Annotated in this window: 19 protein-coding genes; 2 read left to right on the top strand and 17 right to left on the bottom strand. The window is 74.7% G+C overall.

Annotation, left to right across the window (positions count from 1 at the left end; translation table 11 throughout):
- Positions 1–15 precede the first annotated feature (15 nt).
- Together ACIGZJ_RS12760 and ACIGZJ_RS12755 are read left to right on the top strand one after the other, a co-directional pair.
- On the top strand, positions 16–1110 hold the full coding sequence (locus ACIGZJ_RS12760; protein WP_396457192.1) for an LLM class flavin-dependent oxidoreductase: 1095 nt from the start codon (positions 16–18) through the stop codon (positions 1108–1110).
- Between the two features lie 206 nt (positions 1111–1316).
- Positions 1317–1520: a hypothetical protein gene (locus ACIGZJ_RS12755; protein ID WP_396457191.1), complete on the top strand. Its 204-nt coding sequence runs from the start codon at positions 1317–1319 to the stop codon at positions 1518–1520.
- 80 nt (positions 1521–1600) lie between these two features.
- On the opposite strand, the gene ACIGZJ_RS12750 is transcribed toward ACIGZJ_RS12755, so the two are convergent.
- The 17 genes from ACIGZJ_RS12750 to ACIGZJ_RS12670 form a co-directional block, all read right to left on the bottom strand.
- Positions 1601–3490, bottom strand: coding sequence for an FHA domain-containing protein (locus ACIGZJ_RS12750; protein WP_396457190.1), 1890 nt, complete (start codon positions 3488–3490; stop codon positions 1601–1603).
- 675 nt (positions 3491–4165) lie between these two features.
- A complete protein-coding gene (locus ACIGZJ_RS12745) occupies positions 4166–4525 on the bottom strand; it encodes a zinc ribbon domain-containing protein YjdM (protein ID WP_396457189.1) in 360 nt (119 codons plus the stop codon).
- Positions 4526–4575: 50 nt separating this feature from the next.
- Complete coding sequence (locus ACIGZJ_RS12740) at positions 4576–5256, bottom strand: alpha/beta hydrolase (RefSeq protein WP_396457188.1); 681 nt, start codon at positions 5254–5256, stop codon at positions 4576–4578.
- Positions 5257–5262: 6 nt separating this feature from the next.
- The gene (locus ACIGZJ_RS12735) at positions 5263–6582 is read right to left on the bottom strand and encodes a beta-ketoacyl-[acyl-carrier-protein] synthase family protein (RefSeq protein ID WP_396457187.1); all 1320 of its coding nucleotides are present in this window, start codon (positions 6580–6582) and stop codon (positions 5263–5265) included.
- A 1-nt stretch (position 6583) separates the two neighbouring features.
- A complete protein-coding gene (locus tag ACIGZJ_RS12730) occupies positions 6584–7825 on the bottom strand; it encodes a beta-ketoacyl synthase N-terminal-like domain-containing protein (RefSeq protein WP_396457186.1) in 1242 nt (413 codons plus the stop codon).
- 20 nt (positions 7826–7845) lie between these two features.
- A complete protein-coding gene (locus ACIGZJ_RS12725) occupies positions 7846–8652 on the bottom strand; it encodes an SDR family NAD(P)-dependent oxidoreductase (RefSeq protein WP_396457185.1) in 807 nt (268 codons plus the stop codon).
- Complete coding sequence (locus ACIGZJ_RS12720; RefSeq protein ID WP_396457184.1) at positions 8649–9245, bottom strand: MaoC family dehydratase; 597 nt, start codon at positions 9243–9245, stop codon at positions 8649–8651. Before ACIGZJ_RS12720 ends, ACIGZJ_RS12725 begins: the two co-directional genes overlap by 4 nt.
- Positions 9242–10006: a 3-oxoacyl-ACP reductase family protein gene (locus ACIGZJ_RS12715; protein ID WP_396457183.1), complete on the bottom strand. Its 765-nt coding sequence runs from the start codon at positions 10004–10006 to the stop codon at positions 9242–9244. Before ACIGZJ_RS12715 ends, ACIGZJ_RS12720 begins: the two co-directional genes overlap by 4 nt.
- A gap of 30 nt (positions 10007–10036) precedes the next feature.
- On the bottom strand, positions 10037–10303 hold the full coding sequence (locus ACIGZJ_RS12710; RefSeq protein WP_396457182.1) for a phosphopantetheine-binding protein: 267 nt from the start codon (positions 10301–10303) through the stop codon (positions 10037–10039).
- Between the two features lie 61 nt (positions 10304–10364).
- A complete protein-coding gene (locus ACIGZJ_RS12705) occupies positions 10365–12032 on the bottom strand; it encodes an AMP-binding protein (RefSeq protein ID WP_396457181.1) in 1668 nt (555 codons plus the stop codon).
- A gap of 117 nt (positions 12033–12149) precedes the next feature.
- Entirely contained in the window at positions 12150–12851 is a 702-nt protein-coding gene (locus ACIGZJ_RS12700) for an aspartyl/asparaginyl beta-hydroxylase domain-containing protein (RefSeq protein WP_392940012.1), read from the bottom strand.
- A gap of 57 nt (positions 12852–12908) precedes the next feature.
- On the bottom strand, positions 12909–14159 hold the full coding sequence (locus ACIGZJ_RS12695; protein ID WP_396457180.1) for a hypothetical protein: 1251 nt from the start codon (positions 14157–14159) through the stop codon (positions 12909–12911).
- Entirely contained in the window at positions 14144–15415 is a 1272-nt protein-coding gene (locus ACIGZJ_RS12690) for an acetyl-CoA carboxylase biotin carboxylase subunit family protein (protein WP_396457179.1), read from the bottom strand. Before ACIGZJ_RS12690 ends, ACIGZJ_RS12695 begins: the two co-directional genes overlap by 16 nt.
- 3 nt (positions 15416–15418) lie before the next feature.
- Positions 15419–16687: an ATP-grasp domain-containing protein gene (locus ACIGZJ_RS12685; RefSeq protein ID WP_396457178.1), complete on the bottom strand. Its 1269-nt coding sequence runs from the start codon at positions 16685–16687 to the stop codon at positions 15419–15421.
- Between the two features lie 68 nt (positions 16688–16755).
- Entirely contained in the window at positions 16756–17529 is a 774-nt protein-coding gene (locus ACIGZJ_RS12680) for an SDR family NAD(P)-dependent oxidoreductase (protein ID WP_392940004.1), read from the bottom strand.
- Positions 17530–17620: 91 nt separating this feature from the next.
- Positions 17621–18379 carry an SDR family oxidoreductase gene (locus tag ACIGZJ_RS12675; protein ID WP_396457177.1) on the bottom strand — a complete coding sequence of 253 codons (759 nt, stop codon included), beginning with the start codon at positions 18377–18379 and terminating at the stop codon, positions 17621–17623.
- A gap of 9 nt (positions 18380–18388) precedes the next feature.
- Positions 18389–22684, bottom strand: a complete 4296-nt coding sequence (locus ACIGZJ_RS12670) for an amino acid adenylation domain-containing protein (RefSeq protein ID WP_396457176.1) — start codon at positions 22682–22684, stop codon at positions 18389–18391.
- Between the last annotated feature and the right edge of the window lie 63 nt (positions 22685–22747).

The raw sequence follows: 22747 nt of genomic DNA, 5'->3' as shown, positions 1-22747 counted from the left end.
CCTTGCGAGGCACCCATGGAACTCGAGATCCGCGGCGGGGTCCGCGCCGCCGCCGTGCCGGGCCGCACCCCGCAGGAACGCCAGGCGCTGCGCTGGGCCCCCGACCTGCGGGACCGCACCGCCGACCCCGCCCACGTGGCCCGCACCGCGCGGGAGAACGAGGAGGACGGACTGGACAGCGCCCTCGTGGTGCAGTCCAGCTCCTGGCCCGACCCGTGGCTGGTGGCCGGCTGGGCCCTGGCCGCCACCAGCCGGCTGCGGATCGCCGTCGCCCACCGGGTCGGCACCACCGCGCCCACCGTCGCCGCCCGCTCGCTCGCCACCCTGGACCGGCTCTCCGGCGGGCGGGCGGCGGCCCACGTCATCGTCGGCTCCAGCGACCTCGACACCGCCCGCGACGGCGACCGGCTCGACAAGGAGGAGCGCTACCGCCGGGCCGACGAGTACCTGGAGGTCTTCACCCGCTACCTGGCCACCGGCCAGGACATCGACCACAAGGGCGAGTTCTACACCGTGCACGCCGCCCGCCCCGGCCTGCGCCCGCGTCCCGGCGGTGAACTGCTCTCCTTCGGCGGCTCCTCCCCGCAGGGCCTCGACCTCGCCGCCCGCTACGCCGAGGTGTACGCCGTCGGAGCGCTGCCGCTGCCCGACACCCGCCGCCGGATCGCCGAGGTCAGGGCCGCCGCCGCGGCCCACGGCCGCACCCTGCGGATCTGGCGGCACGTCACCGTCGTCCTCGCCGACACCGACGAGGAGGCCCGCGAACGCGTCCGCCGGCTGCGGCACGACGCCCTGCGGCTCACCTCGGGCCCCGACGGCGACCGCTGGGCGGAGGCCGTCCAGCTCGACCGGGACCGCGAGCGCGGCCGCTCGGACCCGCGCCACGGGGCGGACCAGGTCGCCGCGTACATCCGCCGCTCGCTCACCGCCGCCTACGTCGGCTCGCCCGCCGGCGTGGCCGCCCGGATCGGACTGCTGCGCTCGGCGGGGGTGGACATCGTGCAGCTCGACCTCCCGGTGGAGACCGACCACGACCGCGAGCTGCGCCGGGCCCTGGTCACCCGGCTGCGCACCGGCCGCGGCACCCTCGCCGCCGCCCGCGGCTGGTGACCCGGCGCCGGGCCGGCCGCACGGGGGCGGCCGTGGAGAGCCCTCTGCGCTCCCTCCGGGCGCCCTGCCGTCGACCGCCCGTGCCGCCCGGTCACTCGTAAGGATTGATCTGCCCGGCACCGGGGTTGCCCGGGGCGCGATCCGCGCATCAGCTGTCTGTTCGTGCAGACACGGGGCGCAGGGGGCGAGCAGAGGTGGAGGCGCGCGTGGTCGAGTCCAGGTCCGCGACCGAGCCGGCGACGGAGGGCGGGCCGCCGCCCGGACGGTCCGAACGCCTTCAACTACGCCTGTTCGGCGGCTTCGAGCTGTGCTGCGGTCCGGAGCGGCTGGCCCTCCCGCTGAACAGCCAGCGCCTCGTCGCGCTGCTCGTCCAGGACCTCCGCAGGGGCTTTCGGCCCACCACCGTGTGACGGCCCGGCAGGCATGCGGCCCGGGCGGTCGGCCCGCAGCAGGCGGGCCGGCCGGGCCGGCTCGGTCAGGCCCGGCGCGGTCAGCCCCGGAGGTGCGGCTCGGGGGTCCTGGCGGCGGAGGCGGGCGGCGGGGTCTGCCGGTAGAACAGGTCGATGTCGACCTCCTCGCCGCCCACGGTCAGGGTGTCCCAGACCCCGCTCGCGAGCAGGGTGCGCACGGTCTCGCCCTTCAGGGTGCGCAGGTGGTCGCGGAGGACGGTGTCGTCGGGCAGGCCGGGCAGGCGCGGTGCCAGCCGCTCCCGGATCGCCCGCAGCCGGACCATCAGGGCCTCGATGTCCGCCTCGACGTCCGCCTCGGGGTCGGCGCTCTCGGGCGCGGGCTGCTCGATGCTCAGGGCGATCCGGTCCTTGATGGCACAGCTGCCGCCCTGCTCGTCGGTGGTCACCATGGCGTTCCAGGCCCGGCTCTTGTGCCGGTACTGCAGCATCGACATCGCCGCCTCGTGCCGGACGAAGTCCGCGTCGCGGAAGGCCCGCCCGCGCCAGGCGCCGGTGAGCGAGCGGGCGAGCGAGATGGCCGAGGCCAGCCCGCTGTTGAGCCCGCGTCCCGGCCAGAAGTGGATCGCGTTGGCGGCGTCGCCGAGCAGGAACCCGTACGTCCCCGGGGTGCCGGAGGTCGGCGGGTAGAGCCGGGCGGTGAAGCGCGGCCGCTGCACCATGTCCAGCCGGAACCCGGTCACGGCGCTCAGGTCCTCCTCGGCGACGCCGAACAGGGCCAGGCCCTCCAGCACCCGCCGCCACAGCGCCGAGCCCTTGACCAGGGCGGGCAGGAAGAGCGTCCCGTGGGTGGCGCAGCGGAAGTCGCCGTCCTCGTTGCGGCCCATCAGGCACGGCCGCGAGGCGACGCACTGCTCGAACACGTGCCGGACGGGGTCGACCCCGATCACCTCGGCGGCCTCGGCGTCCGTCAGGCGCATGTTGAGGAAGCCCTCGCCGCGCAGCGAGTTCAGCAGGAAGCGGTTCTGGGCCACGGTCAGCAGGACGGACATCGGGTCGGTCAGCCCGGACTTCACCCGCAGCCCCAGCACGACGTCCTGGAGGTGCCGGCCGTCCAGCGAGTAGATCGAGGTGTCGGGGGTGCCGAACTTGTCGGTGAAGTACTCCCGAGTGCGCGAGCGGCCGCCCTCGCAGATGGCGAGCACCTGGTCCTCGGCCAGCTCCGCCCGCTGCTCGGCCGGGTCGAGGTTGGCGGGGACGAGCCGGATCCGGTCGGACTTCTCGTTCGCCAACTCCAGCAGCACGTCCTCGATGTAGGCGATCCGGATGTTGCGCGGGGCGAAGCCGCGCACGGAGTCCGGACCGGCCGGCCACATCTCGGAGTACGAGTCGGCGCCGAACAGGCGCTCCTGGACCTCCTCGGGGAGGTTCAGGTACTGGCGGCTCTGGACGGTCACGACCTGCTGGCGCCGGACGTTGCCCTGCGCCTGGGTCTTCCAGAGGACCCGCGAGCCGTCCTGGATCCAGCGGCCGTCGTACACCGTGACGGCCACGCGCCGACCCAGCAGGTGCTCCAGCAGCAGGGCGAGGCCCAGCCCCACCGGACCGCCGCCCGAGACGGTGACGCGCAGGACGGGCTCGGCGGCCGCGGGGGCCACCAGCTCGGTGATCGTCTCCATCGCGTCGGTGACCTCGAAACGGAAGACCTCGCCGCCGATCGTGATCACATCGCCGGACACCAGGACGTGGGAGGTCACCCGACTCCCGTTGACCAGCGTCCCGTTGCGGCTGCCCCGGTCGTACAGCACGTAGCGGCCCGCCTCGCGCAGCACCTCCGCGTGCAGGCGGGAGGCGCTTGTGCTGGTGATCCCCACGCTGCTGTCGCTGCTGCGGCCGAAGGTGACCGGCCGTTCGCCGACCGGGAACCGCCGCCCGGTCAGGGGCCCCTCGCGTCCGATGATCGCAGCTGGCATGACCACTCCGCTCTCTGGGTCTGTCGGTACTCGTCCTCGACCGGCGGCCGGCCCGGGCGTCGTCGGCCACGGCCTGGGGCCGCCGGATCGGCTCTCGCCAACGTCGGCGCTGCGGACAGGGGTTCGGGGCGGGCGGTGGATCGGGCCGGTGCCCGGACGCGGGGGCGGTCGGCGGATCGGTCGGGGACGGGGGCGGTCGGGGCTGGGCAGCGCCCGGGCGTTGTGGGACGCCCGGCCCGAACCGGCGGCGCTGCTCCTCGAAGGGGTCGGCCGGACGGCCGTTCGATCCGCTCCGGCCGTACGGGCTCGCCCCGTCGGCGCGCACGGTCCCGGACATCGACAGACCGACCCAACCGGTCACGGCCCCCACGTCCGTCACTCCGTGTGTCAGTCGACGGGCTCCAGGTTGTCGTCACGGGCAGCCGCGCGCAAGGCCGTGACGCCGGAAGTTGCCGAGCAGTTGCACGGCGGTGTTCTGGCGGAGACGCCGGCCGACGGTTGCGCCGCCCGCTCGGCGCACGGGGACCCGGCGGCGTTCGGGAGTGCTCCCACGCGCCCCTCGGCACCCCGGCACACGCTCTCCAGCATTCGCACCCCGGCACGCGCACCCCGCCCGGCAAGGCGCGGACGGGGTGGGCGGGGCAGCGTGGGTCGGGGCAGCGCGGACGGGGCCGGTCAGGCCTTCTTGACCACGCTCGACTTGAGCTGCATCGGCCCGAAGCCGTCGATCCGGCAGTCGATGTCGTGGCCGTCGACCCCGTCGACCAGCCGGATGTTGCGCACCTTCGTCCCGGCCTTGATCCCCGAGGGGCTGCCCTTGACCTTGAGGGCCTTGACGACGGTCACCGTGTCGCCGTCGGTCAGCACGTTGCCGACGGCGTCCTTGACCACCCGCTCCCCGGAGGCGCCCGCGTCGTCCGCCGCACCCTCGGCGGCCACCCACTCGTTGCCGCACTCGGGGCAGACCATGAGGGCGTTCATCTCGTAGGTGTACTCGCTGGAGCACTTGGGGCAGGGGGGAAGGTTCTCACTCACCCGGGCAGAGTATCCGAATCCGGACACCGGCCCCGCCCCACCCGGCCCGGCTACCCGCGGCCGGCCTGACAGCTGTGCAGGAATCGGTGCAGCAGCGCGGGCGGGGTGGGGAACGGCGTATGGCCGGCCGGGAGGTGGTGCCAGCTGACCGGGTGGCCCCAGCCGAGCAGGGTGTCCCGGACGGCCGCGCCCGCCGAGGGCGGGATCACCCAGTCGTCGGCGCCGTGGGCGATCCAGACCGGGGTGGCCGCGTTGGCCGGGCTGCGGCGCTCCGCCAGGTGCGCGGCCAGGTCGGCCGGCAGATACGGGGCGCTGAGGGCCAGGCCGGCCAGCGGGGACGGGTGGAGCAGACAGGTCACCAGGGCCATCACCGCGCCCTGCGAGAACCCGGCCAGCAGGACCCGGCCCGCCCCGGTGCGGCTGGTCTCGGCGTCCACCACCTCGTGCAGCCGCTCGGCCATGGCGAGGACGTCCGGCAGCCCGATCCGGTCCAGGCTGAAGACGCTCTGCGGGAACCAGGCGCGCACCAGGCGGCCGCCGCCGAGCCCGCCCGGCTGCTGCGGCGCGCGCGGGAACAGCCCCCGCGGGGGCCGGCCGGGCGGGCCGAGCAGCCGGGCGGTCGGGATCAGGGCGGACGGCTCCTGGCCCATGCCGTGCAGCCAGATCACGCTGGCGGGCGGCTCGTCCGCGTAGTGCGGCGGTCCCAGGGAGAGCTCGACGACGTCCAGCACCCGCGCTCAGCCCCGGGCCGCCGCGGCGGGGCGGGGAGGGCGTGGATCCGCAGGCCGGTGGAAGACCATCGACGCGTACTGGCCGCCGAAGCCGAACGAGTTCTTCAGCACCGTGCGGACCGGCCGCTCCACCGGCCGCGGGTTGGTCCGCACCGCGCACTCCGGGTCCGGTTCGACACAGGTCACCACCGGCGGCACGATCCCCCGGCAGAGCGTCAGCGCGGCCACCACCGACTCGACGATGCCGGAGGCGGCGGAGCCGTGCCCGGTCAGCGACTTGACGGCGCAGACGTCCAGCTCCGCCATCCGCTCACCGAAGACCCGGTGCAGCGCGCGGGCCTCGGTCAGGTCGTTGAGCCTGGTCGACGTCCCGTGCGCGTTGACCGAGTCGATCCCGGCGGGGCCGGTGCCCGAGCGCTCCAGGGCGGTCCGGATGACCCGCTCCACCGTCTCCACCTGCGGTGCGGTGATGTGCGTGGTGTCCACGGCGAGCCCCCAGCCGCCCACCACCGCGTGCACCCCGTCCACCCCGCGCCGGGCCGCGTGCTCGGCGGTCTCCAGCACGAGGGCGCCGGCGGACTCGTTGATGACCATCCCGGAGCGCCGCCGGTCGAACGGCATCGACGCCTGCGCGGGATCGCCCTTCCACCGGGAGAGCGCCATCAGCTGGTTGTACTGCGACAGCACGTACGGGGTGCTGCGGGATACCGCGGCGGTCACCACGACCACGTCCACCGTGCCCAGCCGCAGCAGCCGGGCGGCCTCCGCGATCGCCCGCAGCCCGCCCGAACAGGTGGCCTCCAGCCGGGTGGTGACCAGCGGGACGCCCAGCCGCTCGGAGACCTCGCGGGGGAACGCGGACACGTCGGTCGGCTCGGGTGGCAGCGGCCGGCCGTCCAGATAGGCGGCCACCGCCGCCGGGTCGTCCCCGATGGCGGTCCGACAGGCCGCGACCTCCTTGAGGTGGACGGCGTAGTCCCGCGGGTCCGAGCCGCTCGGGCCCGGCCACACCCGGGACCAGACCAGACCGGCGGGCCGGGCGAGCGGCCCGGTGACCCCGGCGTCGGTCAGCGCCTGGTCGACCGCGCAGTGCATGATCGTGTCGCTCCACGACCGGCCCGGAGCGCCCCAGCGCGCCCGCACCCGCTGCTTGAGCGCCTCGGGGATGACCCCGGAGACCCGGCCGCACGGCAGGCCCGACACGTCGATCCGGTCCTCGGCGACGAGCCCCGACCGGCCGGCCAGGTTGGCCTCCCAGAAGGACTCCACCGTCGCGCCGATGGGCGTGACCACGCCCATCCCGGTGATGACGATCCGACTGTCCACGCTAGCTCCCCTTCACGATCACGGCGGCACCCGCCGTCACCGCGTCCCGGCCGTGGCCGAGCGCGGTGACCAGGGCACCGGTGGCGCCGGGGACGGCGCGCGGCTCCCCGACGACGAAGTCCACGGACCCGAGCGCCGGGTCCGGTTTCCGCAGCAGGCCGACGGGCGGCACCCGGCCCTGGCGCAGCGCCTCCACGGCGAGCACCGCGTCGACGAGCGCGGAGCACTCCAGGGCGTTGCCGACGGTGCCCTTGCTCGACGTGGTGGGCACCGCCGGGCCCAGCCGCGGGGCGACGGCCTCGCACTCCACCTGGTCCAGCGCGGGGGAGCCGGCGCCGTGCGCCCACCAGAGGTCGGCGCGGCCGCCCGGGTGCGCCAGCACCTGCTCGACCACGGCCGCGGCGGCCGTGGACCGGTCGGCGGCGCAGAGCGTCTCGCAGGCGGCCAGCCCGGCGAGCGGGGCGGCGCCCCGGGCGCGGGCGGTGTCGGCGTTCTCGATCAGCAGGGCGGCCGCACCCTGGCCGACGAAGGTGCCGGCCCGGTCGAGGTCGAAGGGGCCGGACCCGGGGCGGGGCTCGCGCCCGAAGCGCTCCTCCCGGTCGAAGGCCACGGCGGTGGTCAGCGGCAGCGGCGGGCTGACGCCCACCACCAGCACCCGGTCCAGCTCCCCGCTCGTGATCAGCCGGACGGCCAGCGCCAGCGCGCCCAGCCCGCCGGCCCCGGTCTCGCCGTAGACGGAGAGGTTGGAGCCCTCGAAGCCCGAGGCGAGTGCGACGAACTGGCCGAGCTGGGACGGGATGCTCCGGATGTAGGCGTAGTCGGGCACCTCGTCGTAGAGCAGCTCGGCGATCGGCCGCTCGTCGCTCTGCGCCAGCACCGCGAGCCGCGGCAGGATCTCCGCCAGCTCGTCGGAGCCGTTGCTGCTGACGGCGACCACCGTGCCGCCGCGGGCGCCGTCCTGCGCCCCGGGCTCCCGGGCGGCCTCCCCGGCGGCCTGTTCCAGCGCGGCGCGGGCGACCGCCAGGCCCCAGTGTGCGCCCGGGCTCGCGTACTTGCGGATGTTCTTCCAGCGGGCGCCGTCCGGCCAGGGGGCCAGGGCCGGGTCCACCGCGGCGACCGGCCAGGGCAGGCCGGCGTCGGCGGTGAAACGGGGCCGGCCGGCGTCCAGCGCCTCCCAGGTGCGGTGCACGCCCGCGCCGGCGGCGGTGAGCAGGCCGGTGCCGGTGATGGCGATGTCGGGCACGGCGGGCATCCTCCCGGTGCTCACAGGCTCTGGTGGTCGCCGAGGCTGTGGCCCCAGAGCCGGTAGCCGCCGTCCACGGTGATGGTCTGTCCGGCGATCCAGGAGGCCTCGTCCAGGCAGAGCATCGCGACGACGTCGGCGCTGTTCTCCGGGGTGGTCATCCGGTCGCCCGCCCAGGGCGTGACGGACTGCTCGTGGTGCACGCCCTTGTGGAGGTCGGGCCGCACCTTGAAGACGCCGGTCTGGACGAGGCCGGGCCGTACGCAGTTCGCGACGATCCCGTACGGCGCCAGCTCGTAGGACAGGTACTCGGTCAGCGACTCCAGGGCCGCCTTGGCCGCGCCGAACAGGGCGGCGCCCGGGACGATGCGGGTGGTGGTGGAGTTGGTGATGGAGATGAACCGCGCCCCCGGGCGGTCCCGCATCAGCGGGATGGCGTGCTTGGCGAGCAGCCAGGTCGAGCGGGCGTTGGTGTCCTGGACGAACTGCCACTGGCCGAGGGTGGCGTCCTCCAGGCGGGTGAACTTGGTGGCCGCGCCGTTGGCGACCAGGATGTGCAGGTCGCCGTGCTGCTCACCGATGCCGGCCATCAGGTCCTCGATCGCCTCCGGTTCGGCGAGGTCGGCCTGGTGAAGCGTCACCGTGCTTCCCTGGTCGGCTAGTTCGGCGGCGATCTCCTTGGCCGGTTTGGCCCGGTCCACGTAGTTGACGCAGACGGTGGCGCCCCAGGCGGCCAGTTTGCGGGTGATCCCGGCGCCGATGCCCCGCGAGCCGCCGGTGACCAGTGCCACCTTGCCCTGCAGCGGTTGGAAGCCAGTGCTGCTCATCGTGCTGTCCCCTCGTCGGAATGGGTGCCGGCTGCGGCGGTGCCGGTTGCGGCGGCGGCGGTGGGAGCGGCCGCGGCGGGGCGGCGCAGCACCACCAGGCTCATCCGCCCGATGGCGTGGGTGCGCCCCTCGGCGTCGAACACCTTGCGGACCGAGTCGATCGTGCCCCGCCGCTCGTCGATCTCGGCCGAGCGCTCGGTCTCGGTGGTGAACCAGAACGGCTGGTCCGGGTAGACCGGCCGCAGGAAGTCCCAGGTGAGCCGCCGCATCCCGATGATCGCGGCGGGCGAGCCGTGCTGGACGCTCCAGCCGGAGGTCACCGAGTGGAGGAAGCCGCCGGGAACGATCCGCTCCTGGCGGTCCAGCGTGCGGGCGAACGCGGCGTCGTCGTGGATCGGGTGCTTCTCGCCCATCAGGTCGAGCAGGTGGTCCATCAGCGCGCCCTCGACCACCAGCGGGCCGAACCGCCGCACGGGCGCGGCGACGAGGTCCTCCCAGTACTTGATGTCCGCGCTCCTGCTGCCTGCGTTCGCGGCGTCCGGGTTCGCGGCGTCCGGGTTCGCGTCCGCGCTCGCGGCGTCGGCCCCGGTCATGCGGACCGCCTCCCGCCCGGCCGGTTGCGCATCACCAGGCGCCCGCCGTCGACGGTGATGGTCTGGCCCTGGATGTAGTCGGCCTCGTCGCCGGCCAGGAAGGCCACCACGGAGCCGATGTCCTCCGGGACGCCCCAGCGGGTGCCCGCGCCCTCCTCGCCGAGCAGGTCGGCGACGGCGGTGGTCATGTCGGTGCGCACCTTGCCGGGGGCGACGGTGTTGATCCGGATCCCCTTGTGGCCGACCTCGGCGGCGAGGGCGCGGGTGAGCGCCTCCAGCCCGCCCTTGGAGGCCGCGTAGGCACTCTGGCCCGGCCCGGGGATGCGCACCGAGTTCGACGAGATGTTGACGATGCGCCCCCACCCCTGGTCCAGCATCACCGGCAGGGCCGCCCGGCTGGTCAGGAACGGCCCGGTGAGGTTGGTGCGCAGGACGTGCTCCCAGCCGGCCGTCCCGGTCAGCAGCAGCAACCGGTCGTCGATCACGGCGGCGTTGTTCACCAGGACGTGGACTGCGCCGTCCTGTTCGGCGATCTCGTCGACCAGGGCGTTCACCCGGGCCTCGTCCGCGACGTCGGCGCGGTGCGCCCGGGCGCTGCCCCCGGCCGCCTCGATCTCCTGGACCACCTTGGCGGCCTCGTCGGCGGCCTCGCGGTAGACCACGTGGACGCGGTGTCCGTCCCGCGCCAGGCGCAGGGAGACGGCCCGTCCGATGCCGCGCGAGCCGCCGGTGACGATGGCGACCCTGTGGTGCTCGGTCATCTGCGCTCCTCCTCGATCGGTGCCACCGCGTCAGACGGCGGCGGGTTCGATGGCGGCGAGCACGGAGCCGACGGACCGGCGGTGGGCGTCGGCCTCCTCGTTCCAGGCGTCGAGGTCGAACTCCCCGCCGAGCTTGCGGTTGACCTTGCGGGCGAGCTGGAGGAGGTCCAGGGAGTCGAGGCCGAGGTCGTCGACGAGCGACTGCTCGGGGGTGACGGCGAGGTCGCCGAGTCCGGGCTTGACCTCGATGATCAGCTCGACCAGTTGGGCGAAACGGGCATCACTGGATGCGGACATGACAGCTCCTGGGGTTCTGTGGGTCGGGACGGCGGTGCGGCGGGTGTGGCGGGTCCAGGCCCTAGGCCGGGTCCTGGTCGGACAGGGCCCGCAGGGCGGCCCGGTCGGGCTTGCCGGTGGGGCCCAGCGGGAGTTCGGCGTGGAAGGTGATCGCGGCCGGCACGTGCTCGGGGGTGAGCGCGGCGCGGATGTGCCGGGCCAGCCCGTCGGCGGTGACGCGGCCGCCGGGGCGCAGGACGACGGCGGCCCGGGCCCGTTCGGTGCGGTCCCCGGCGACCACGGCGAAGACCGCGGCCTGGGCGACGTCGGGGTGGGCCAGGACGGCCCGCTCCACCGCCTCGGGGTGGAGCTTGATCCCGTTGGTCTTGATCACGTCGGCGATCCGGCCGTGGACGCTCAGGTAGCCGAGCCGGTCCGTCCGGCCGAGGTCGCCGGTGTGCAGCCAGCCGTCGCGGACGGTCCGCGCGGTCAGGTCGGGGTCGGCCCAGTAGCCGAGCATCGCGTGCGGTGAGCGCACACAGATCTCGCCCACCTCGCCGGGCGGCAGCGGCCGGCCGTCCGGGTCGAGGATCCGGATCTCGGCGACGGTCGGCCGCCCGACGGTGGCCAGCAGGGCCGGGTCGAGGTGCTCCTCCGGGGTCAGCCGGGTGACCGTCCCCGCCTCGCTCGTCCCGTAGGTCTGCAGCAGGATCGGCCCGAACAGCCCGACCGCCCTGGTCAGCCGCTCCGGGGAGGCCGGGCAGCCGAGGTAGTTGACCACCTTGAGGCTGGAGAGGTCGGTCGCGGCGGCGTCCGGGTGGTCCAGCAGCCGGTACAGCTGGGGAGGGCTGAGCGTCATCCGGGTGACCCGGTGGGTCCGGACGGCGCGCAGCACCTCGCCCGGCTCGAAGCCCTGGTGGAGCAGCACGGTGCCGCCGGAGGCCAGGGCGCCGTCGGCCATCACCCCGGCCATGTGGCTGAGCGGCAGGGTGACCAGGCACACCGACCGGAACTCCGAGGCCAGCCCCGCGGCGACGGCCAGGCTGCGCAGCCGAAACGCGGACGCCACCCCCTTGGGCCGGCCGGTGGAGCCGCTGGTGTAGGTCACCACACCGGGCTCCTCGGCGAGTTCGGCGAGGTCTGCGAGGTCGGCCGGTTCCGAGGACTCGGCCGGGCCCCCGCCGTCGGCGGCCGGGTCGAGCAGGTCCAGCAGGTCGGGCCCGGTGGCGCCGATCGAGGCCAGCCGCGGCGGGTCGGGCAGCCGGCCGCGGAGCCGGCGCGCCGTGTCGGCGTGTTCGGCGTCCACCGCCAGGACGGCCACCCCGCTCGGGGCGATCAGCTCCAGCAGGTCGTCGTCGGTGAACCGGCTCTGCGGGTCCACCGCGTTCGCGGTGTGCAGGTGCAGCGCGGTGGCGCCGAGCAGGTTCGCCGCGTACCGCAGCACCAGGGTGGCCGGGCTGTTGGTGACGGTCAGCACGCCGACCACCGGCCGCTCGCCGCGGCCCGCGCCGCCCGCCCCGACCCCGTGGCGGTGCAGGACCCGCGCCGCCGACCTGATCGAGCGGGCCAGCTCCGCCGCCGTGACGGCGCCGCCCCGCCAGCGGACGGCGACCCGCCCGGGTGCGGCGTCGAACACCTCCAGCAGCCGCTGGACGTACCGGCCGTCGGCGGGCGGCGGGCCGTCCGCGGGCCCGGCGCCGCGGGCCCCGGCCGGGGCGGTGGCGCCGACCGTGCCGGTCTCGCTGGTCATCAGGGCCTCCACTTCGCTTCGCCTCGACGGATCGGGGGTGTCCCGAGGGGGTGGGGCCCGGCGGGCGGGCCGGTCGAGGACCTCCCCGACCCGCCCGCCGCGCCCCCCTCCACGGGGTCAGGCCGCGTGCATGACGTCGTACTTGGCCGCCTCGACGAACTGCGGCGCCCACTTGCGCTTCTGCCAGAGGCAGTACCGGTTGAGCAGGTCGGCGAACACGCCCATCGGACGCCGGAAGTCGACGATCACGATGATCCTCGGCTCCTCGCTCTCGTTGATCACCTCGTGCTCGTGCGAGACGTCGAGGACGGTGCCCTCGCCCTCCCGCCAGGTGTAGTAGTCCCGCTCCAGCCGGATCCGGGGCGGGTTGTCGGTGGGTATCCGCACGCCGAGGTGGTAGCGGAGGATCCCCGCGTACGGGTCCCGGTGCGGGGGCAGCGGCACCTTGGGGTCGAGGATGGAGACGAAGGCGTTGATCACGTTCGGCGTGGACTCCGCGAACGCGAGCAGCGACGGGAGTTCGGTGCGGGCCAGCTCGTTCGGCCGCCCGAACATGTACGCGTAGTACAGCTTCCAGTCCTCCGACACCTGGGCGGCCCGGACCGGGTCGAAGGTGCCGTACTTCGGGATGTTCCGGTTCCTGAGCAGCTCGTCGACCTCGGCCTGGAGGGTCGGGAAGACCGTCTCCAGCTTCCGCACCGCCGGGAAGACGGTGCGCGGGGGAATGATCCGCGGCCGGTCGTTCCCCGCCGCGCGCAGGAAGACCCAGTTGGTGATGGCCCGCAGTCGTGCACCGTTGACGCTGGGTGAACCCTTCATGGAATGCTCCCGGTTGTCGTGGTTGGGCGTCGGTGGTCCGATCAGTCGGTGGTCCGATCAGAGCGAGGGGGCCGGCCGGACCTCGCCGGCCCGGGCGGACGGCAGGACGCGGCCCGCGACGTACCGGCCGGTGCCGATCCCGCCCATCAGCAGCACCCAGCCGGCCACCGGCAGTGCGGTGAGCAGACTGCCGACGAGCAGCGGGCCGACGGCGCTCTGGGTGGCCTCGCCGACCACGCAGGCGCTCTGGTAGAAGCCGTGCTCGCCCTCGGCGGCGAGGGTCGCGGACAGCCCCCACTCGCCGGCGGCCTCCAGCAGCTCGCCGACGGTCAGCGCGATCGTCGCGGTGACCAGGACGGCCACCTGGACGCCGGTCGGCACATGGCTGACCAGGCCCAGCAGCACGCAGCAGGTCGCCGTCCAGACGGCCGAGCCCCGGAAGCACCGCAGCGCCCCCGCGGTGGTCGTGGCGAGCCGGCTCACCGGGATCTGGCCGCCGATCGTGATCAGGGTGTTGATCATGAACAGCCACCCCATCGCGGACACCGGGACGTCGGTGTGCTCGGTGATCCACAGCGGCAGCACGGTGGTGAGCAGGGTGGTGTGCACGGTGAGGATCGCCGTGGACAGCGCGAGCAGCCCGCCGCTGCGCCGGGCGCGCGGCCGGTCGGCGTCCTCCCCGCCCGGCCGCCCGGCCGCGGTGGCGGCCGCCGGTCCGGGCCGGGCGCCGAGCGGCGTCAGCAGGAAGCAGACCGCCATCAGCACGTAGACGCCGCCGATCACCCCGTAGGCCAGGGCGTACCCGGAGGCGGAGTTCGCCGACAGCAGCCGCACCGCCACCAGCGCACCCAGCGCGAAGCCGACGTTGGTGACGGTGCGCGCCCAGGCGAGCCCCTTCACCCCGCTGCCGGCCGCGCCCGCGATCAGGCCCCGGCGCACCACGTTGCCGGCGCTGTCGAAGCCGCCGGCCGCGCAGAGCACCAGCATCAGCAGCCACGGCGTGTGCACCTGACCGGTGAGCGGCACCAGGACGGCCGTGCAGACGGCGGAGAGCGCCCCCGCCTGCCGGCCCAGGCCGCGGTCGATCAGCGCCCCGACCGGGAACGCCACCGCGACCGACGCCGCGCCCCACAGGGAGAGCGCCGTCGACGCGGCCAGCGTGCCCAGCCCGGCCGTCTTCAGCAGGTAGACCATCACGGTGGCGAGGAAGGTGCCCTTGCCGACGGACAGCACCAGGGTGGCGGCCAGCAGCCCGCCGGTGCCCTCCGGCGGGCGCGCGCCGAGCAGGGCGGCTAGTCGACGGCGCACAGTCCGCCCCGGCCCGCCTGCCACACCCGGGTGACGCCGTCCGGCGCCTCGATGTGGAACCGCATCTGCGCCAGGCACTGGTCGATGGTCTTCAGCATGCCGGCGTGGTCCGGCGCGCTGCCGCGCAGCAGGTCCATCCAGAGCGTGCCGCCCTCCGGCGCCAGCGTGCTGCCCACCGGGAACCGGGCGAGGTGGTCGATCACCCCGGGCTCCCGGAGGACGGCGTCCACGCCCTCGACCCGGCGCAGCACCCCGCCCTCCAGCGGCGGGTTGTTGAAGAACTGGAACTCGACGGTGTCCGAGCGCGCGGGGGCGACCGTGCCGACCGGCTGGCCGCAGGCCACCGCGATGCCGAAGGCCAGCCAGTCCGCCCCCGTCACCCGGCCGTACAGCTCGCTCTTGTACCCGCCGATGCGGCCGTTGACCTCGATCAGCCGCGGGCCGTCGGCGGTCAGCTTGACCTCGCTGTGGACCAGCCCGCGCCGCACGCCCAGCGCCCGGACGGCGTCCGCGGCCAGCCGGGCGATCGCCTCCAGCTCCGCCTCGGGCAGGTGCGAGGGGAAGAACGCGCCCACCTCGCGGAACGGGGTGATCATCGGCAGCTTGCCGCTGATCCCGAGCGTCTGCACCCGGCCGTCCTCCACCAGCCCCTCGACCGACACGTAGTCGGCGAAGTCGCCCTCGCCGCGGCCGCGCAGGAACTCCTCGACCACGAAGGGGCGTTCGGGGGTGGGCGTCAGGCCGGCGGGCAGCGCGCCGGGCTCCGGCACGTAGTAGGTGTCGCGGCTGCCCTGGCTTCGCACCGGCTTGACCACCACCGGGCCGTTGTGGGCCGTGAGTTCGGCCAGCAGCTCGTCCCGGCCGGTCACCACGGTGCAGCGGACGGCGTCCACCCCGGCCTCGGCCAGCCGCCGCCGCTGGGCCCACTTGTCGGTGAGCAGGGTGACGGTGTCGGGGTCGTGGAAGGACAGGCCCAGCCCGTCGCCGAGCTCGGAGATCAGCGGGACCATCGCCTCGCTGAAGGTCGTGACGCCGGCCGGGTGGTGGCGCCGCAGCTGTTCGACCGTCCGGCCCGGATCCTGCGGGTCGCAGGCGAGGACGGGGCCGAGGGCCGCGCACTCCGCCAGCTCCGGCTCACCGAGGGCGCCGGCCAGGGCCACGAAGACCGGGGTCTGCCCGCAGGCGGCCGCGGCCGCGGCGATCTCGGCGGGCCTGACGGCCGCGCCCGGGACGATGGCAACTACCACACTGGTCATGACTCACTCACACTCGTCGGGACGGATCAGGTACACGCGGTCCTTGAGCTCCTCGATGCGCTGCCGGTCGCGCCGCACGGCGTCCGCGGTGGCGCCGTGCAGGAAGATCCTCATGGTGCTGGAGTAGAGGTCCACGGTCGGGCGTATCCGCCCGCCCGGCTCGATCTTGAGGTTGAGCCCGAACACCGTCTCCAGGCCGCCCAGTTCGGCCACCACCTGCTGGTCGACGGCCTCCACCACGCCGGACAGCGCGGTGGAGGTGGTGGAGCAGACGGCCTCGCCGCGCCGGGTGTAGCGGCGGCCCGCGTACTCCGTCAGGAAGCGCCCGGGGTCGAGGTAGGCGAGCGCGGTCAGGGTGGCCTGGTTGCCGCCCGCGCACGCGTCGTGGAACCCCGGGTGCATGTTCCCGGCGATCCGGGAGCCGACCTCCACCAGGGCGGGGCCGTCGGGGGTGAGGATGACCTCCGCGTGCGTCGGGCCGTAGTCCACGCCCAGTGCCGTCAGCGACCGGTCCACGTAGTCGATCAGGGCCGGCGCCGGGCCCTCGTCGGCGCCCAGCAGGTGCTCCCAGTCGTAGATGTTGCGGCCGTTGGGAAGCAGCCGCTTGTGGTACATCCACACCCCGCAGACGTAGCGGCGGCCGCCGTACGACACCATGTCGACGACGTACTCCGCGCCGTGCAGGTACGACTGGACCAGCGCCTCCCGGTTGGTCTCGCAGTAGATCGTGTCCGAGGAGAGGACGGCCTCGGCGGCCGCCCGCACCTCCTCGGCGTCGGCGCAGACGAACACGCCGTCGCCGGCGGCGGACTTGAGCGGCTTCACCACCACGGGGTAGGCCGCGGCGCGCTGCGCCCAGCCGACCAGGTCCGCCACCTCGGAGCCCTTGAACTGCTCGGCGCAGCGCAGCCCGGCCTCCCGCAGCGTCTCGATCATCAGGTACTTGTCCCGCCGGGCCTCGGAGAGCGGGGTTCCGTTGGTCGGCACACCGAGCCGCTCCGACAGCGTGTCGGCGAGCGTCACCCCGGGCTCCTGGCCGGCCAGCACCGCCACCGGCTCGTACTTGGAGAGCAGTTCGACGGTCGTCTCCACGTCCTCGTGGACGATGTTCGCCAGGTAGTCGCCCAGGTCGGGAGCCGGCATCGAGGGCATGAACTCGGGCGTGCTCTGCACGTGCACCGTCTCGGCGCCCAGGGCGATGAACTCGGGCGAGAGGTACCTGCCCGAGGTGTAGGCATCGACCAGTACCACCACCGGTTTGTTACGTGACAACGGAACTCCTCGTGCTCCTCGTGCGGTTGGTCCGACGGGCGGCTGGGGGGCCTACCGCTTCGCGGCTGTCAGGTGGAGGAGAAACCCCCGTCGACGAAGATGGTCTGGCCGGTCACGTAGGACGAGGCCGCGCTCGCCAGGAAGACCGCGACCCCGGTGAAGTCGCCCAGCTCGCTGTTGCGTCCGGCCATCGTGCGGCGCGCCATGGCCTCCGTCCGGACCGGGTCCCGGAAGACCGCCTCGTTCAGCGGGGTGTGGACGAAGCCCGGCGCGATGGCGTTGACGCAGACGCCGCGCGCCGACCAGGCCTCCGCCTGGGAGCGGGTCAGTGCGGTCAGCGCCGCCTTGGAGACCCCGTAGGCGCCGCTGTTGCCGAACGCCCGGACGGCCTGCTGAGAGGCGATGTTGATGATCCGCCCCCAGCCGTTCTCCGCCATCCGCGGGCCGAACCGCTGGCCGAGCACGAACGGCGCGTCCAGGTTGGTGCGCAGCGTGCGGTCCCAGTCCGCCTCGGTCAACTCCTCCAGCGGGGGGCGGATGTTGACCCCGGCCGAGTTGACCAGGATGTCCGGGGCGCCGTGCCGCTCCAGCAGGGTGTCGGCGAGCCGGTGGGTGGCGTCGCGGTCGCCCAGGTCGGCGTCGATCCAGTCGGCGGTGCCGCCCTCGGCGCGCAGCGTGCGGACCGCCTCCGCCAGCGGCTCGGCGCGGCGGGCGGCCAGCACCACCTCGGCGCCGGCCCGGCACAGGGCCGAGGCGATCGCCAGTCCGATTCCCGAACTGCCCCCGGTGACGAGGGCCTGACGGCCCTTCAGGGAGAACAGGTCGTCGATGAACGCGTCCAAGGGGGGCTCCTTCGAAGGTGGCGGGACTCGCGGGCGGGCGGGTACTGCGCCCGGCCGGGCCTGAGGCCGCCCCGCGCACCGACCGCCGGCCTCAGGCCCGCTGGCGGGTGGGGCGCAGGCGGATGTCGTCGAGGTGGACGTGCTTCGGGCGACCGATCGCGAACCCGATGACGTCGGCGACGTCCTCGGGCGTCAACAGCGGCCCGTTCTCCTCGGCGATGGCCTCGAACCACGCGGCATCGTACCCGGCGGCGGCCTGGAATCCGGAGCGGACGAAGCCCGGTTCGATCAGGGTCACCCGGATGTTGTGCGTGCACACCTCCTGGCGCAGCGCCTCGACCAGCGAGTGCACGGCGAACTTGGTCGAGCCGTACACCGGGTTGGCCGCCGAGACCTGCCGGCCGACGGTGGAGCCGACGACCACCAGGTCCCGCACCCGGGCGCCGCCGTCGGCCTCCGCCTGCTTGACGAACTCGGCTGCGCAGGCGCGCAGTTGACGCAGCACGGCGAGGTAGTTCGCCTGGACGAGCTCCTCCCACCTGGACGGGTCGGAGCCCAGGACCGTCCCGGGCAGGCCCAGCCCCGCGGAGGCGACGAAGACGTCGGCCGGCCCCCACTCCCGTTCGGCCGCGGCGAGCAGCTCCTCGGTGTGGCCGGGCGCGGTGATGTCGCCGGCGAACGGGACCGCGCTGCCCGGCTCTTCGGCCAGCTCCGCGGCGAGTTCGGCGAGTCGTTCGGCCCGCCGCCCGGCGGCCACCACGCGGGCGCCCCGGCGGACGAGGTGGCGGGTGACGGCGCGTCCGATCCCGGAGGAGGACCCGGTGACGACGGCGATGCGTCCCTCTGTCATGTCGTACCCCTACTTGTCTGCGGCGAGGGAGAACTCGCCCTGGTCGATCAGGCCGGTGAAGTACTTGTGCAGCCAGCCGCGTTCGGGCGCGGGGAACTCCACGTCGAGGTGGGCGAGCAGGCGCCTGGTGCGGGTGTGGTCGTACCGGACGTTGCGTTCGGGCCGGCTCGCCCAGAAGTGCGCAAGGGCGACCTGCTCGTCGCGCTCGCCGAGGTAGCGCCCGAACAGCGAGGCGAAGTCCGCGGCCTCGTCCTGCTCCAGGGTGCAGCCGAGCTCGCGCAGCACGGTGAAGACGTCCTCGTAGCCGACCTCGTGGTGGGTGTCGACGTGGAAGGTCCCGCCGCGCACCCGTTCGCTGCGGGAGATCTCCAGGATGCCCTCGGCCACCAGGTCCACCGGGCTGAGCGCCAGGGTGCGGGCGCCGACCCGGGGCACCCGCCCGATCCGCACGGCGGCGCGCAGCAGTTGGACCAGCCGGTTGTCACCGCCGTTGCGCTGGAAGCGGCCGGACACCGAGTGCCCGGAGACGTTGCCGGAGCGGTAGATGAACCCGGCGCCGCCGGCCGCGACGAACGCGTGGACCAGGCGCTCCGCGTCGAACTTGCTGCGCTCGTACTCGTTGAGGAACTGCTGGCCGACGTTCAGGCTCTCCTCGGAGAAGACCGCCGCCGCGCCCTGCGGGCCGCTGCCGGACACCGCCAGGGTGGAGGCGTAGTGCAGGTCCTTGGGCCGGCCGGTGGAGGCCAGCCGGATCAGCGCCTGCAGCGGCTCGATGTTCAGCCGGTCGAAGGTCTCGCGGTCGCCGAACAGCCGGGTGTCGGCGGCCAGGTGGTAGATCGCGCCGACCTCGCGGCGCAGCCGCTCCTGCTCCTCCTCGGCGAGGCCGAAGCCGGGCTCGGCGAGGTCCCCGGACAGTACCGTGACGCGGTCGGCGTACCGGTCCAGGTCCTCGCCCGGCAGGTGCCAGGCGTAGGCGTCCCGCAGCCGCTCGGCGGCGGGGTGGCCGTCCCGGCCGCGGACCAGGCACTGCACTCGGCCCGTGGTGCGGGTCAGCAGGAGGTGCAGCAGGTGCGCGCCGATGAAGCCGGTGGCGCCGGTCAGCAGGACGTTGTCGTACTCCCGGACCGCGCCGGCCGGGGGTTCGCAGTGCAGGGCGCGCGGCACCTGGGCGAGCAGCCCGGTGCTGGAACCCTGCTCCACCACGAACTGCCCCTCGGCCGGGGGGAGTCCGGCGACCTCCAGGAGGTGCGCGCGGGTGGCGCGGGCCAGGGCGAGCATCTGCTCGGGGTCGTGCCGCCGCGGCGGGTAGGACAGGTCGGCGACCAGCTGGCCGTCGTGGACGCGAGCGGTGAGCTTGAGGGCGTGGCCGCGGTCGTTGCGCGGTCCGCGCACCGGGCCGAGCTGCCGGCGCGACGGTGCCAGGCGCAGGTCGTCGCCGTGCGGCAGGGCCAGCGTCCCGAGGTAGTTGAAGCAGACGTCGGTGCGCTGCGGCAGGCCGTGCAGGCCGTACGCGACGCCGTGGCGCGGGATGTCGGCCAGGGCCGCCGCGGCGGCCTTGCCGGTGGCGGCCGCGTCGTCGGCCACGGTGTCGATCCGGACGGGGAAGGTGGAGGTGAACCAGCCCACCACCCGGGAGACCTCGACCGACTCGTCAAGGGAGACCCGGCCGTGGCTCTCCACGTCCACCACGACCTCGTCGGTGCCGCGTTGGCGGGAGAGCGCCTGGGCGAAGGCGCCGAGCAGGGCCGCCTGCGGGGGCATGCCGGTGCTGGCCGCGGCCGCGCGGGCCAGGGTGTCGGTCTCGGCGCGGGAGAGCCGGAACCAGACCGCCTGGGCGTCCTCCTCCCGGTTGTCGCCGGCGGGGGACGGGCTCGGCACCGCGGGGAACCGGCCGAGGCCCTCCCAGTGCGCCAGGTCGGGCCGCAGGGCGGGGGCCTGGGCGCGCAGATGGGTGGCCCAGGCGCCGAAGTCGGTCGGGGCCGCCGCGGTGCCGGGGGCGGCGCCGCGGATCCGCTCGCCGTAGCGGCGGCTGAGGTCGTTGACCACGATGCGCCAGGAGACGGCGTCGACGGACAGGTGGTGGCAGACGAGCAGCAGGTGGGCCCGGGTGGGGCCGAGGAAGAGGTGGGCCCGGAAGAGCGCGCCGTCGGCGATCCGGATCCGGGTCTGCAGCTCGGCGGCGGTGTCCCGGATGTGCCGGGCGGCCGGGGCCTCCGCCGCGGGCAGGGCGGAGGTGGTGAACACGGCCGGGGGGTCGACGGGCACCCGGCGGTGGCCGCCGCCGGGTTCGGGCCGGAAGGCGGTGTGCAGCAGGGGGTGCAGGGCGACCACGTCCGCCACGGCGGCGGCCAGTTCGGCGGGCCGCACGGACCGGTCGGTGTCCAGCAGCAGGGCCTGGTTCCACTGGTCGGGCTGGGCGAACCCCTGCCGGAAGAACCACTCCTGGGCCGGCGACAGCGCGGTGTCGTCCGTCGGGACGGGCTCGCGGCCGGCACCCGGGCCGGGTTCGGCGGCATCCCGGCCGGCCCGCAGCCGGTCGGCCAGCGCCGCCGCGGTGGGCTCGGCCAGGAAGCCGGCGGCCGAGACCCGGTGGCCCCTGGCCTGGAGGTCCGCGATGACCTGGATGGCGTCGATGGAGTTGCCGCCGACCAGGGTGAAGTCGTCGTGGACACCGAAGTCGTCGTGACCGAGCTGGCGCCGCCAGGCCTCGCACACCTCGGCGAGCAGCGGGTCGTCGGTGGCGCGGGCCTGCTCGGTGCGGTCGGCGAGTCGGCTCTCGATCAGGCTCCGCAGCGCGCGCTGGTCGGTCTTCCCGTTGCCGGTGCGCGGGAAGGCCTCGAACACCTCGATCCGGTAGGGGATCATGTAGGACGGCAGCAGCTCGCGCAACTGCGCCCGCAGGTCGGCGGACCGGCCGTCGGCGGCGTCGGCCCGCGCCGCGACCGCGGCGACCAGCCTGGTGCGCTCCCCGGGGAGCAGCAGGGCGAGGGCGTCGGCCACGGCCGGCAGCCGGCGCAGCCCGGCCTCGACATGGCCGAGCTCCACCCGGTAGCCGCCGACCTTGACCTGCCGGTCGCCGCGGCCGAGGAACTCCAGCACGCCCCGGGCGTCGGCGCGCACCCGGTCGCCCGTGCGGTAGGCGCGGCCGGCGCCGGGGGCGGCGTCGTCCAGCTCGTCGGTGAAGGCCGCCGCGGTGGCCTGCGGGTTCGCCCGGTAGCCGAGCGCCACCGAGGGGCCGGCGATGTACAGCTCGCCGGTGGCGTCCCGCTGGTGGAACGCGCCGTCCGGGGTGCGGACGTAGAGGCCGGTCGCCCCCAGCGGGCTGCCGATCGGGACGGAGGCGGCGTCGCCCAGGGCGTCGAGGTCGGCCTCGCCGGTGAGCAGGTGTGTTGCGACGCCGACCGTCGCCTCGGTGGGCCCGTAGTGGTTGACCAGGGTGCGGGTGACGCCGGAGGCGAGGATGCGGCGGGCGAGCGGCAGGGACAGCAGCTCGCCGCCGAGCAGCAGGTGGCGCAGGGCGGGCCGGGAGTGCTCGTCCAGCCCGTAGGCCTGGAAGAGGACGGTCCAGTGCGAGGGGGTGGTCTTGAGGACGTCGATCCGCTCGCTCTGCAGGTAGCGGAGCAGGCCGGCGGGGTCGCGCCGGGTCGCCTCGTCCACCAGGTGCAGGGTGCCGCCGGTCCACAGGGCGAGGAAGACGCTGGTGTTGCCGAGGTCGGCGGCGAGCGTGGTGACGTGCGCGTAGTGCAGCGGCTCGGTGACGTCGAGCCGGGCGAGCAGCGATTCGGTGTAGTGCCGGATGTTGCCGTGGGTGACCATCACGCCCTTGGGCACCCCGGTGGAGCCGGACGTGAACAGCACGTACGCGGTGTCGTCCTGCGCGGGCCCGGGCCGGTCGGCCCCGTCCTCGTGCGGCGGCCGGACGTCCACGGCGTCGAACACGCCCAAGACGTCCAGCACCTCCAGTCCGCGCCGGCGCAGGTCCTCCTGGTACCGGGGCGAGCTGAGCACGAGGTCGGGGCCGGCCGCCAGGCCTCCCGTGTCCTTCGAGGCCGGTTCGGCCGGGTCGACCACCGTGTAGGCGGCGCCCGCGCCGAGGACCGCCAGCATGGCCGCGACCGCGTCGGGCGTGCGGTCGAGGTAGACGCCGACCAGGTGGCCGCGGCCGATGCCCCGGTGGCGCAGGCGACGGATCAGCCGACAAACCCTGTCGTCGAGTTGAGCGTAGGTCAGGAGTTCGCGACCTGCGGTGACGGCTGTTCGGTTCGGATGAGCCTTCGCGTGCGCGTGAACCAGCGCCGGGAGCATCTGCCGTAGTCCTCTGCGTGTCGACTCTTGATCGGTTCTCGATCGATGGACGGGCGGGGATCG

The sequence above is a fragment of the Kitasatospora sp. NPDC052868 genome (assembly GCF_044547105.1).
In the GTDB taxonomy this organism is placed as follows: Bacteria; Actinomycetota; Actinomycetes; order Streptomycetales; family Streptomycetaceae; genus Kitasatospora.
The sequence above is the reverse complement of the archived record's forward strand: the minus strand, read 5'-3'. Positions and strand labels throughout refer to the sequence as shown.